Consider the following 13,177-nt stretch of genomic DNA (forward strand, 5'->3'; position numbering starts at 1 on the left):
ATTAGATGAGTAACCTACTACAAAAAATTGTAGAACTTTCTCCCGAAAAACGTCAACTACTGTTACAAAAACTTAATCAACAAAAAGGAAAAGCTGCACCCGCTAAAATTCAACCCCAACGTCGAGATACTCAGACATTTTCTTTATCTTTTGCCCAACAAAGGTTATGGTTCTTTAGCCAATTAGAACCAGAAAGCAGTGCTTATAATATTCCTGCTGCTATCCAATTAACAGGAAACTTGAATGTATTAGCCCTAGAGAATAGCATTAATCAAATAGTGCATCGTCATCACATATTACGCACTAACTTTAAAGTTATAAACGGCGAACCAGTCCAGGTAATTCGAGCAGAAACGAATCTACAAATACCAATAATTGACTTACAAAATATTCCTGAAAACACAAGAGAAACAGAAGCTATTCGTTTAGCTAAACTCGAAGCAGAAAAACCCTTTAACCTAGAAAAAGATTCTCTACTACGGGTTAATTTATTACGTCTTGGTGAAACAAATCATGTGATTTTATTCACCATGCACCACATCATTTCTGATGGTTGGTCAACAGGAATACTGATCCGGGAATTGACAACATTTTATAAAGCGTTTGATAGTAACCAAAAATGCAATTTACCTGAATTACCTATTCAATATATAGATTTTGCAGTTTGGCAACGTCAATATTTACAAGGAGACATTTTACAAACTCAATTAAACTACTGGAAACAACAGTTAAGTGGTAATTTACCCATATTAGAATTACCTACAGACCGTCCACGTCCAGCAATTCAAACTGACAGAGGTACAAGCCAATCTTTTACCCTTTTTCCATCCTTAACAGCAGCATTAAAAAATCTTTCCCAGCAGGAAGAAGTTACTTTATTTATGATCTTGCTGGCAGCATTTAAAGTTTTATTGTATCGTTATACTCAACAGGAAGATATTTTAGTAGGTACTCCTATTGCTAACCGCAACCGTTCGGAAATAGAAGGATTAATTGGTTTTTTTATTAATACTCTAGTTATCAGAAGTGACTTAGAAGGAAATCCTACTTTTCAACAACTCTTAACCCAAATTAAAAAAACAACCTTAGCAGCTTATAATCATCAAGATTTGCCCTTTGAACAATTAGTAGAAGAACTACAACCAGAAAGAGATTTAAGTCATAGTTCTCTATTTCAAGTCATGTTTATTCTGCAAAATGCACCCACAGAAGTTTTACATTTACCAGATTTAACTCTCAAATCTTTGCAAGTAGAAAAGAAAACAGCAAACTTTGATTTAACTCTCTCAATGGTAGAAACAGAAACAGGACTAAGAGGTTCATTAGAATATAATACTGATTTATTTGATGATGATAGAATTACCCGAATGTTGGCACATTTTCAAACATTATTAGCGGAGATTGTGCTTTATCCTCAACAAAATATTTCTGAATTATCCCTATTAACAACATCAGAACGGCAGCAAATTCTTCTGGCTGGAAATCATCATCAAATTTCTATTCCTCAACAGTGCATTCATCAACTATTTGAAGCACAAGTAACTAAAAATCCTGATGCAATAGCAGTAGTTTTTGAGGAAAAAATACTAACTTATCGAGAACTTAACCAACGTGCTAACCAACTAGCAAATTACTTACAAAAACAAGGAGTTAAACCAGAAGTTTTAGTAGGAATTTGTTTGGAACGTTCTTTAGAATTAGTTGTAGCAGTGCTGGGAATTCTCAAAGCAGGTGGAGCATATCTACCAATTGATCCAGCATATCCCCAAGAGCGGTTAACATATATGTTAACAGATGCTCAAGTATCAATTATTCTCACCCAAAAACAACTATTAGCAGTTTTACCAAGTGAAAATATACAAACTATTTGTATTGATTATGATTGGCAAAAAATTACTAACAAATCTCTAGAAAATCCTGTAAGTCAGGTAAATATAAATCATCTTGCTTATGTGATTTATACCTCTGGTTCTACAGGTAAATCCAAAGGAGTCATGATTGAACATCGCAGTTTAGTAAATGCTTATTTTGCTTGGGAAGAAGCTTATAAATTAACAGCCATTACCGCACATTTACAAATGGCTAGTTTTTCCTTTGATGTTTTCTCAGGTGACTTAGTTCGCGCTCTTTGTTCTGGTGCTAAATTAGTAATTTCTCCCCGTCAACTACTACTAGAACCTAAGAAACTTTATCAATTAATGCTGCAAGAAAAAGTAGAATGTGCAGAATTTGTTCCGGGAGTATTAAGAAACTTAATCCAATATCTAGAACAAACTCAACAACGTCTTGATTTTCTAAAATTACTAATTTGTGGTTCTGATAGTTGGTATATTCAAGAATATGATAAATTCTGTCAATATTGCAGTGATAAAACTAGATTAATTAATTCCTTTGGCTTAACAGAAGCAACTATTGATAGTACCTATTTTGAAACAGAAACAACTAATTTATCTCCAGTAGCTAAAGATAAATTAGTACCTATAGGAAAACCTTTCACTAATACCCAAATTTATATTTTAGACCAATATTTACAACCTTTACCTGTAGGTATTTCCGGTGAAATCTATATTGGTGGTGCTGGTTTAGCAAGGGGTTATTTACATAAACCAGAATTAACAGCCAGTAAATTTATACCGAATCATTTTTGTGAAGAAACAGGAAGTTTTTTATATAAAACAGGTGATTTAGGACGCTGGCTTCAAGATGGAAATATTGAATTGATTGGTCGACTTGATAACCAAGTTAAATTAAGAGGTTTCCGTATTGAATTAGGTGAAATTGAAGCCATACTTAGTAAACACTCAATAGTAAAAGAAGCTGTTGTTATCGTTAGAGAAGATCACCCTAAACAGCAACAATTAGTTGCTTATATTGTGTCAGCATTGGCAGATTTTAATCATATCAATTCCAGCACATTTCAGGAATTTTTAAAACAGCAGTTACCCAACTACATGATACCTTCTGCTTTTGTGATTCTGGAATCTTTTCCCCTGACACCTAACGGTAAAATTGATCGTCGTGCTTTACCTAAGCCTGAATATCAAGAACTACAAACAGCTTTCGTTGCACCTCAAAATCAGACAGAATTAACATTAGCGCAAATTTGGGCTGAAATTCTGAAAGTGGAAAAAGTGGGTATTAATGATAATTTCTTTGAACTAGGAGGAAATTCTTTATTAACAACTAAATTAATGCTCAAAATTCGGTCAACTTTGCAAATAGATTTTCCTTTGCGTCTTCTATTTGAATCACCCACTATTGCGAGTTTGGCAGTTTATTTAGATAAAATTATCAAATCCGAATCTATTGATACATTGATTCCAGAAAATTTGATAGATTGGGATCAAGAAACTATTTTGGACTCGCAAATTTACCCATTAAATACTTATCAAAAATCTGCAAAACCACCTCAAGCTATATTATTAACAGGTGCTACCGGGTTTTTAGGTGCTTTTTTACTGTGGGAACTTTTACAACAAACTCAAGCTGATATTTATTGCTTGGTTAGAGCTAGAGATATAGTATCAGCTAAAAAGAAAATACAAAAAACCCTAGATTCTTATTTAATTGGAAATGAGAGTTTTTACCAGAGAATTATTCCGGTAATTGGAGATTTATCTCAACCCTATTTAGGACTTAATAAAAATGAGTTTCAAGATTTAGCTAATCAAGTTGATGTCATTTATCATAATGGTGCTTGGGTAAATCATATTTATCCTTATTCTGTTCTCAAACCTGCTAATGTTTTAGGTACACAAGAAATATTAAAATTAGCTTGTTTAGGCAAAACAAAACCAGTTCATTTTGTTTCGACTACGAGTATTTTTTCTCAATCAAGCATTTCTGGAATTCAGGTAATCACTGAAGCAGATAACAGTGATACTTATCCAGTCAAAACTAATGGTTATGTACAAACTAAATGGGTGAGTGAGAAATTATTAGACGCTGCTAAAAATAGAGGTATTCCTATTAGTATTTATAGAATAGGTCGTGTTTCTGGACATAGCCAAACGGGAGTTTTTAATATTAATGACTTGCTATATAAATTAATCATTGGCTGTATTCAACTTGGTACTGTCCCAAATCGGGATATTCAGGAAGATATTATGCCTGTTGATTATGTTAGTAAAGCCATAGTTTATCTATCAACACAGGAGAAATCTTTGGATAAAGCCTTTCATTTATTCAACAATCAAGTTGTGCATACAGATAATTTATTGAGGGTAATTCACTCCTATGGCTATCAAGTGAAACAAGTTCCATATCAAGATTGGCGATCGCAATTAATTAATGTTGTTGGAGATTTGCCAGAACATCCTTTATATCCACTCATCCCATTGTTTTCAGCTAAAACTTCTCAAGGTAAATCGGAGAAATCAGATACTTTACGGTTTGATTCTCAAAATGTAATTACTGGACTTGCTGATTCTTCTATTATCTGTCCAGATATTGATGATCAATTACTAAATACTTACATTTCCTATTTAGCTAAACAGGGATTTATTCACTGAACATAATTACAAAGTTTACTAACAACAACTACACCAAAAAATTAAAATCATGCAAACACAAGAATTTAAAAAACAACAACAGTCTGATCAACTTAGTCTCAATAATCATCAACAACAATATCTCAATAATTTTATTACTCGCTATAATCAGAAAACACCCAAATCTAAACAACAATCTCAAAGTTATCGTTATGTTTTAGCTGATGTTCGCGGTTCAGCCGGTTTTCGTTCTCCTATTAAAGAAATTGTTTATCCTATCGTGGGCAAATACGCTTCTGGTGCGCGGATGACGGATATTGATGGCAATGAATATGTAGATTTAATGATGGGTTTTGGTATCAATTTATTTGGCTATAATCCTGAATTTATCAAAGAAGCTATTAGCGAAAGATTAGAGCAAGGTATTCATATTGGACCACAATCAGATTTAGCTGGTGAAGTTGCAGAATTATTTTCTGAAGTTACAGGAATGGAACGAGTAACATTCAGTAATACTGGCACAGAAGCAGTAATAACAGCTTTACGACTAGCGCGAGCGACAACAGGCCGTTATAAAATAGCTATGTTTTCTGGCTCTTATCATGGTCATTCTGATGCAACTTTAGTACAAGCAAAAATTCAGGATGAGATTACAGAAATAGTACCAATGTTTCCTGGAGTATCAACCAGTATTTTGGCAGATGTGTTAGTTTTAAACTATGGTGATCCTCAATCTTTAGAAATCATCAAACAGCATCAACAAGAATTAGCTGCTGTCATTATTGAACCTGTACAAAATAGTCGTCCAGATATCCAACCAAAAGAGTTTTTACATCAGTTGAGAAAATTAACTGAAGATGCAGGAATAGCATTAATTTTTGATGAAATGCTGACTGGTTTTCGTTTACATCCAGGTGGAGCGCAAGCATGGTTTGGTGTGCAAGCGGATATTGCCACCTATGGAAAAATTATAGGTGGGGGAATGCCTATTGGTGTAATTGCTGGTAAAGCTAAATATATGGATAGAATTGATGGGGGAATGTGGAATTTTGGAGATAATTCTTCACCACAAGTAGCTACAACTTTTTTTGCTGGGACTTATTGTAAACATCCTTTATCTATGGTAGCAGCTAGGGCAGTTTTGCAATATTTGAAAATACAAGGTTCGGCTCTTCAAGACAAATTAAATCAACGATCTTCCGACTTTATTCAAGAAATTAATTCCTATTTTCAAGAGGATGGTGTACCCATTAAAATGGCCAATTGTGGCTCGATTTTTAATGCTGTTCCTTTTGAAAATTCTGCTAATGCTACTAAATCAGTAATATCAGAAAATAAGGATTTGATTTATTATCATCTTATTCATAAAGGTGTGTTCATTCGTTCTGGTGGTGGGTTATTATCCACAGCACATACTGATGAAGATTTAGATTTTGTCATTCAAGCAATTAAAGAAAGTGTGAAAGAATTACGAGGAGGTGGGTTTTTACCATAAATTGATTATTCTGCAAATAATTAAGTTGATAATAACTAGGAGATGCTTTCATGGTAAAAGTAGAAATTGATTCAAAATATGATTCTTGGGCAAAAATTTACAATCAATATTGGGGTTTAGAATATTGCCAACACAATTTACCTCCTTTTGAAAAGCTATTAAAGCAATATAATATTCTACCCAATGCAAAACTTCTTGATTTATGTTGCGGGACTGGACACATGGCACAACATTTAATCAATCAAGGCTATCAAGTTACAGGTCTTGATATTTCTGAATCCATGTTGCAATATGCTCGTAAAAATGCCCCTAATGCTAATTTTATTCTTGATGATGCCAGGTTTTTTAATTTGCCATCTAGTTTTGATACGGTGATTTCTCCTAGTGGTAGCCTTAACCATTTCATGAGTCTTGAAGAACTCAAAGAAGTTTTTATGAGGGTGTATGATGCACTGTTGGATAATGGTGTTTTTCTGTTTGGTTTAAATTTGGAGGAAGGTTATAAATCTTGGAATGGTTCTTTAACAGATGGAGATGTACAAGATAATTATGCTTGGGCTTGTTGTGATAGCTATAATGCAGAGGAGAAAATTGCACAATTTAAAATCACTATCTTTGAGTTAGTGGAAAATGTTTGGCAGCGTTTAGATATTAATAATTTGGTAAAACCTTATGCTCCATTGGAAATTATTTCCATACTTGAAAATATCGGTTTTACAAATATCAGCGTTTATGATCAGCAGGGAAATTTAGCTGGTGAAGAATGTAATCGCTTTGCTATTTTTGCTGGATTTAAGTTTGTTAATAAATAGTCAACACGGGAGTTAACAATGAGTAGAGAAAATACAGAAGACACCACAATTTACAAAGTTGTAGTTAACCATGAAGAACAATATTCTATCTGGCCTGCTGATAGAGATAATGCCCTTGGTTGGAAAGATGCAGGTAAAACTGGTTTGAAGTCAGAATGTCTAGAATATATTAAGGAAGTGTGGACTGATATGCGACCACTGAGTTTAAGAAAGCAAATGGAGGAAGTTGCTGGTAAAAGTTAGTAGTACAAATAGTCTTTGTAAGTAGGTAGATGCTAATCACCCAACTATGTAACGAACTGTAAATTACCCAAAACTCTTGGGATTGCTGCGTTCCACTCCGTTCCACTCGCAATGACATAGTTATAAGTTTTCCCACCTACCTACTTAATTCATGAATTACCCCTACGCAAGAATCAGGTTTTGAGTTCAATCTTGCGTAAGTCCTAATTATAAAAAATATTCAATTAATTTTTGTAGGATAGATATATTGCTTCCCTTTGTTAGACTTGGACGGGCTATAAGCCCATTCCACAAGATTGAATTATTAGGATTTTCAACTCATCAAAAGACTTTTGTTGCTTCCAAATGAGCTTTTATTTCCTTGCGTGTACGCCACACGGGACGCAATTTTTTCTCAGCAAAAAGTTGTAACTGGTCACTAATATGAGATGAACCTGGTTGAGTTGCATTTCCGTAGCTGGTAAGTGCCATTGCGCGGACTGGCTGAGAAAACTCAACTGCTGCGACAAAGGAATCACCACCCACAGCTTGAAAACGTCCCTCTGCTGGGGCAAAATTAACAACCTGAAATGTTCCCAAATATCCCTCAGCACCGTTAGCTGGTAAATCTATTTTTCCAGCACGCAGACGAAAAATTTTTCCCCAATTAACATCTAAGCTGCCATAGTTTTTTTCTACTTCAGTTGCTACTGTTTCTAATAATTCAACCGCAGCTTTAGGGTTAGCTAAACCATCAGGTGTAGTGCGTGGTTGGCTTTCACTCCAAGGTTGACTGAAGGCTGTATCAAAATCTAATTTATCTGCCCAAGCGGTAAATAAAACCGCACCCCTACTATCTGCATTCGCTTGTCTATCCCATTTGGCTAAGACATCGGCGGCTCGTTTTGCTAATTCGTTACCATATTTTCGGGCTGCGGGAATTAAATCATCAAGAATTCGGTCGGCTAATTCCATGCGCGTAGAATGCTTGTAGCTAATCATTTCCTCAAAGGAAATACTTTCATCTTCAGCTAACATTCTGGCAGAACGCTGGGCGCGGAAATCCATTGGACCCCGTGGTGCTATATAAGCTGGATAATTATCTGCTTTGATAGCCGTGGGAAAAGTAGTTGTCCAAGGTGCATCATTAGCATTTTGTAACCAACCACTGGGCGGATCAATAACTTTTGGTAAATCTTGATCAGGGTGAAATTTAGTCCACAATGTTTTGGATGTGTCCCCAGGAATCATGCCTTGCCAATATTTAAAATCTCCCTCTTTTCGCACGGGAACTAAACCGTTAAATAGGTGCATAATATGTCCTTTTCGGTCAGCATAAATGATGGTAAACATGGGAAGTTGCAACCGTTGTACTGCTGTTTGAAATGCGTTAAGATTTTTGGCGGTTGCCATATCCCACCACTGTTTTAATATGCCGCTACTATCTTGACCAACCACCCGTAAAGCCACGGCTTTTCCATCTTTTTCACTAATTACTGGACCGTGAATAGAGTTTTTTACTGTCAATATTTGCTCTTTAAAAGAGCCATTTTTTTGTTTGACTTTTAGTAAAGAGGTTGTTGTTTCAAAGGGGAGAACTTTGTTATCGAAAAGATAACCATCTTTTTGTAATTTCAGTTCGTAAGCATCCCAGCCATCGTGGGTGTTAACGGTGTGAGTCCAACCTAAATTATCATTGAAGGCGATCGCTAAAACGGGAATACCTACGAGTGTTGCCCCATAAGCATCAATACCTGGTGCAGTAATTTGGGCTTCGTACCATAAAAATACATTGCCCCAAGGGGTATGGGGATTCGCTAATAACATCGCTTTACCGTCAGCAGAACGTTTTGGTGCGATCGCCCAACCATTAGAACCAGGCGCGGACTTTGTATCATTAATATCTGCCACTCTTCCCGGATCAACGACAAATGTATACAGAAGTACCCTTTGCAGGTGACTGAGTACATCTTGCGGTCTAACAGGTAGCACCACTTTGACTTGATCGTCAATTAAATCAGGATGTTCTTTAGCATAAGTATTTATTCCATCTGCAAAGGCATCTATATTACTACGAAACTGAGAACTTTGTGCTTGATACCAGGAATTAGCGCGTTTGGGTACACCCATTGTCAGTACCCACTTGTCTGATTCTAAATACTTCTCTCCCCAATATTCAGCCGCCCTTCCTCGTGCTTGTCCATAGAGTCGCAAAAGTAAGTTACCGTGACTTTGCATCTGCGCCCAACCAAATGCTTTAAAAGCACTCTGATGGCTATTGCTGTAAATATGCGGAATGCTGTAAGTATCCCAAAGAATTTCTGTGGATTGAGGAACTACACTAAAACTTTGACTACTCACCACCAAAGTAAAGATGATGCCAAGTAAAAAAGGTAAAAATCTTCGTGATTTTTGTCGCCAGTCTTGAGAATAATCAAATTTAGTTTTTGCACCGATAAACATTGTATTCATTTATAATCAAGTTCTGAAAATTATTCCAGTTAATTCTGTTAATTAACTTTTACCCTTACTTTGATAGGACTTACGCAATAACTCTCTGAAACTCTTATTTCGACCTGTCCTCTGCGTCCTCTGCGGTTTGTTTCTTCATGATTTTGCGTAAGTCCTGTGTGAGTTAGAAATCTGAGTGGCTTAAAAAAATATTAGAATAATTTAAAGTCTGGCTACTTTTTTGAATCAATACGGGAATTAATCCACTCACCTACCACCAGCGAGGGAAAGGGTATGACTCTTGTTAAAGCAACTCAACAACACTACCCAAAAGGAGATATTACCCGTCGAGTCATGGCCTTAGCTGTTGATTTCTGCGGTGCATGGTTACTGAGTTCCATAGCGGGAAGTAGTCAAATCGGGATTCAATTTGTCCAAATCTTTGTTTTTATTTTTGCTTGGCTAATTTTCCGCGTAGTCGTAGTTTACAACAATCAGGGACAAAGTTTAGGACGTTGGGCATTTGATTTAAAGATCCTAGAAGTCATAAATGGGCAAATAGTCAATAGAATTCCCCAATTTCAGACACTATTGCTACGAGAAGGGGTTATTTGTTTGTCTAGCTTGTTATTATCCATTTTCTTGGGGAATATTCTCCTTAATCCCGCTGCTGTTGTCCTATTGCTTCCCCTGATCATTGACGGGGGTGCTGCTTTATCAGATACTCAGATGCGTCAGGCTTTCCATGACCGTTTTTTTAGGACTATTATAGTTTCGTCCCGACGTGGCTATTCATTAGATATAAAAATTAAGCGGCTAGTTGAAAAATTTCAACGAAATGTGAGATAATGACCATTTGTGTTAATCATCTCCAGGCTTTACAGTTTGTAAGATTATGGCTAAGAGTAAAGGTGCGCGCATAATAGTGACACTAGAATGCACCGAGTGTCGGACAAATCCAGATAAACGTTCCCCTGGTGTATCTCGCTATACGAGTACAAAAAACCGTCGGAACACAACCAACCGCTTAGAACTGAAAAAGTTCTGTACCCACTGCAACAAACACACAGTTCACAAGGAAATTAAGTAAGAATGAGTTACTATCGTCGTCGTCTTTCTCCTATTAAGCCAGGAGAACCCATTGATTACAAAGATGTAGATTTGTTGCGTAAATTTTTGACTGAACGTGGTAAAATTTTACCTCGGAGAATTACCGGGTTGACTTGTCAGCAACAACGTGTCTTGACTTTAGCCATTAAACGCTCGCGGATTGTGGCTTTGCTGCCCTTCATTAACGCAGAAGGTTAAGAAGATTTTGGATTTTGGATTTTGGATGATTATCCAATCAAAGTAGCGATCGCATAGATACTGCCCTTTGACTTGAAGTCCAAAATCTAAAATAACAGTAAAAAGTTGTCAAAAATATGCAATCAATTCATTCTCAAAAATGGTACGATGCTGCTAAATTTGAGTATGAAATTGTCATCTCAGTGAAGATTAAATGCCAGTTATTTAATCCCAAGTTTCAAGTCTAAAAAAATCTAAAAATACTAAAGCGCGACAGTTGTGGATAAGGGGACGTTAGTTGAATTTAGGGTTCAAAGCGATCGCCGTTTGGGAGTGGTAGATCGTCCAGATGGTAAAACTCGTTGGTTTGTGGTAGATGAACGTGGTCAATCCCACAGCCTCGCACCTCGCCAAATTACCTACACAGTCAACGGACAAACTTATAAACCAGGCGAAATTGCTGAGTTTCTAAGTCAAGTCCAGCCTTATCTAGATCCATCGAGTTTGGAAGTAGCTTGGGAACTACTAATTGAAGATGGGGAAACTGTCACTCCCAGCCAAATGGCGAACATACTGTTTTCAGAATCAGCACCTCCCCAGTGTTATGCAGCCCATTGTTTGTTATCAGAAGACAAACTCTATTTCAAACAAAAAGCAGAAGCTTACGAACCCCGCAGCGCGGCACAAGTAGCAGAACGCAAACACCAGATTGAAGTAGAATCGCAAAAAGCAAAGGGACAGCAGGAATTTTTAGCCCGTGTAGAACAGGCGCTTCAGGGTGAAGTAGTAGAATGGCAACGACTGGATCGCCAACGTTTAGACGCACTAGAAAAATATGCGACTCTGCTTGCAGATGTTGTGATGCTAAAAGTGAATTATGACTCTTTAGCTCGTGCTTGTCCGCCTCCAGCCCCAGTATTAGAAACTATGAATATGCTGGGACGTTCTGCTACTCCCCAATCAGCCTTTCAACTCTTGATAGATTTGGGTTTGTGGAGTATCCATGAAAACCTGTTCCTGCGCCGTTCATCAATTTCCGTTCAATTTCCTCATAAGGTATTAGAAGTGGCGCAAGAACGTTTGGATTTTCCCCCCACAGATTTAGATACAAACCGTCTCGATCTGACACATCTCAAGGTATATACCATTGATGATGAAAGTACGACAGAAATAGACGATGGTTTGAGTTGGGAAATACTACCAGATGGCAAAGAACGGTTATGGGTACATATAGCCGATCCCACCAGATTATTAATACCAGAAGATGAATTAGATTTAGAAGCTAGAAAACGGGGAAGTACGGTTTATTTACCCACAGGGATGATTCCCATGTTTCCAGAGGTATTGGCTACAGGTCCAATGAGTTTGGTACAGGGAAAAGTGTGTTGCGCCCTCAGTTTCGGCGTGATTTTAGATCAAACTGGTGCTGTTGAAGATTACTGTATACATACTGGTTTAATCAAGCCTACCTATCGCCTCACCTATGAAGATGTTGATGAGATGTTGGAATTAGGAGTACAGGCAGAACCAGAAATTGCGGCGATCGCTACTTGGGCAAAAACACGCAAAACTTGGCGCTATGCTCAAGGGGCTATTAGTATCAATATGCCAGAAGCGATGATCAAAGTCAAAGACGATGACATCAATATTGATATTTTAGATGATTCCTCATCCCGGCAGTTAGTTGCAGAAATGATGATTCTCGCCGGCGAAGTAGCCGCACGTTATGGTCAAACCCATAATATCCCTCTCCCTTTTCGCGGTCAACCTCAACCAGAATTACCCCCAGACGAAGAATTACTGCTATTACCAGCCGGTTTCGTCCGTTCCTGTGCCATGCGCCGCTGTATGCCTAAAAGTGAAATGAGCATTACACCTGTGCGCCATGCTGGGTTAGGTTTAGATACCTACACTCAAGCTACTTCCCCCATTCGTCGTTATAGCGACTTACTCACCCACTTCCAACTGAAAGCACATTTACGTGGCGAAGGTTTACCCTTCTCTGCTGAACAACTCAAAGAAGTAATGATGACAGTCATGAGTACCACCCAAGAAGTGACAATGGTGGAACGACAAACTAATAGATATTACGCTTTAGAATATTTACGTCGTCATCCTGAACAAGTTTGGCAGGTGACAGTATTAATGTGGTTACGAGAAGATAGCAATTTAGCACTGATTTTATTAGAAGATTTAGGTTTACAGTTACCTATGTCCTTCCGACGTTCTGTCAGTCTGGGAGAACATTTATTAGTGAAAGTTAGTCTCGCTGATCCTCAAAAAGACATGATCCACTTCCAGGAAATCATGTATCAGGAAGCCCAATCTGTGACAAATTAGAGGCAGGGGAGCAGGGGAGCAGGGGAGCAGGGGGGCAGGGGAGCAGGGGGGCAGGGGAGCAGAGGAGTAGGGAAAACTTC

9 protein-coding genes are annotated in these 13,177 nt (G+C 37.4%); 8 read left to right on the forward strand and 1 reads right to left on the reverse strand.

The genetic code is table 11. The features are described from left to right. The first annotated feature begins 5 nt into the window (after positions 1-5). The 4 genes from FJR04_RS20485 to FJR04_RS20500 are packed head-to-tail and all read left to right on the forward strand — an operon-like array spanning position 6 to position 7,040. A complete protein-coding gene (locus FJR04_RS20485) occupies positions 6-4,511 on the forward strand; it encodes a non-ribosomal peptide synthetase (protein WP_168498225.1) in 4,506 nt (1,501 codons plus the stop codon). A 49-nt stretch (positions 4,512-4,560) separates the two neighbouring features. After that, positions 4,561-5,985 carry an aspartate aminotransferase family protein gene (locus FJR04_RS20490; RefSeq protein ID WP_168498227.1) on the forward strand — a complete coding sequence of 475 codons (1,425 nt, stop codon included), beginning with the start codon at positions 4,561-4,563 and terminating at the stop codon, positions 5,983-5,985. A gap of 50 nt (positions 5,986-6,035) precedes the next feature. Beyond that, the gene (locus tag FJR04_RS20495) at positions 6,036-6,797 is read left to right on the forward strand and encodes a class I SAM-dependent methyltransferase (RefSeq protein ID WP_168498229.1); all 762 of its coding nucleotides are present in this window, start codon (positions 6,036-6,038) and stop codon (positions 6,795-6,797) included. An 18-nt stretch (positions 6,798-6,815) separates the two neighbouring features. Continuing rightward, on the forward strand, positions 6,816-7,040 hold the full coding sequence (locus tag FJR04_RS20500) for an MbtH family protein (RefSeq protein ID WP_168498231.1): 225 nt from the start codon (positions 6,816-6,818) through the stop codon (positions 7,038-7,040). 321 nt (positions 7,041-7,361) lie between these two features. On the opposite strand, the gene FJR04_RS20505 is transcribed toward FJR04_RS20500, so the two are convergent. Then, the gene (locus FJR04_RS20505) at positions 7,362-9,482 is read right to left on the reverse strand and encodes an acylase (RefSeq protein WP_168498252.1); all 2,121 of its coding nucleotides are present in this window, start codon (positions 9,480-9,482) and stop codon (positions 7,362-7,364) included. Between the two features lie 282 nt (positions 9,483-9,764). Here FJR04_RS20505 and FJR04_RS20510 point away from each other — a divergent pair, with 282 nt between their 5' ends. From FJR04_RS20510 to FJR04_RS20525, 4 genes are all read left to right on the forward strand, one after another. Beyond that, the gene (locus tag FJR04_RS20510) at positions 9,765-10,319 is read left to right on the forward strand and encodes an RDD family protein (RefSeq protein WP_168498233.1); all 555 of its coding nucleotides are present in this window, start codon (positions 9,765-9,767) and stop codon (positions 10,317-10,319) included. Between the two features lie 46 nt (positions 10,320-10,365). After that, entirely contained in the window at positions 10,366-10,560 is a 195-nt protein-coding gene (rpmG, locus tag FJR04_RS20515; protein ID WP_010998585.1) for a 50S ribosomal protein L33, read from the forward strand. A gap of 2 nt (positions 10,561-10,562) precedes the next feature. Then, the gene (gene rpsR / locus FJR04_RS20520; protein WP_168498235.1) at positions 10,563-10,778 is read left to right on the forward strand and encodes a 30S ribosomal protein S18; all 216 of its coding nucleotides are present in this window, start codon (positions 10,563-10,565) and stop codon (positions 10,776-10,778) included. A gap of 258 nt (positions 10,779-11,036) precedes the next feature. Beyond that, positions 11,037-13,097: a ribonuclease R family protein gene (locus FJR04_RS20525; RefSeq protein WP_168498237.1), complete on the forward strand. Its 2,061-nt coding sequence runs from the start codon at positions 11,037-11,039 to the stop codon at positions 13,095-13,097. Positions 13,098-13,177: the final 80 nt, after the last annotated feature.

The organism is Anabaena sp. UHCC 0204 (assembly GCF_009711975.1).
Classification (GTDB): Bacteria; Cyanobacteriota; Cyanobacteriia; order Cyanobacteriales; family Nostocaceae; genus Dolichospermum.

Coding starts and splice junctions, on each gene's coding strand:
- FJR04_RS20500 (WP_168498231.1), top strand. CDS start 6,816: ATGAGTAGAGAAAATACAGAAGACACCACAATTTACAAAGTTGTAGTT.
- FJR04_RS20510 (WP_168498233.1), top strand. CDS start 9,765: ATGACTCTTGTTAAAGCAACTCAACAACACTACCCAAAAGGAGATATT.
- rpsR (WP_168498235.1), top strand. CDS start 10,563: ATGAGTTACTATCGTCGTCGTCTTTCTCCTATTAAGCCAGGAGAACCC.
- FJR04_RS20490 (WP_168498227.1), top strand. CDS start 4,561: ATGCAAACACAAGAATTTAAAAAACAACAACAGTCTGATCAACTTAGT.
- FJR04_RS20505 (WP_168498252.1), bottom strand. CDS start 9,482: ATGTTTATCGGTGCAAAAACTAAATTTGATTATTCTCAAGACTGGCGA.
- FJR04_RS20495 (WP_168498229.1), top strand. CDS start 6,036: ATGGTAAAAGTAGAAATTGATTCAAAATATGATTCTTGGGCAAAAATT.
- FJR04_RS20485 (WP_168498225.1), top strand. CDS start 6: ATGAGTAACCTACTACAAAAAATTGTAGAACTTTCTCCCGAAAAACGT.
- rpmG (WP_010998585.1), top strand. CDS start 10,366: ATGGCTAAGAGTAAAGGTGCGCGCATAATAGTGACACTAGAATGCACC.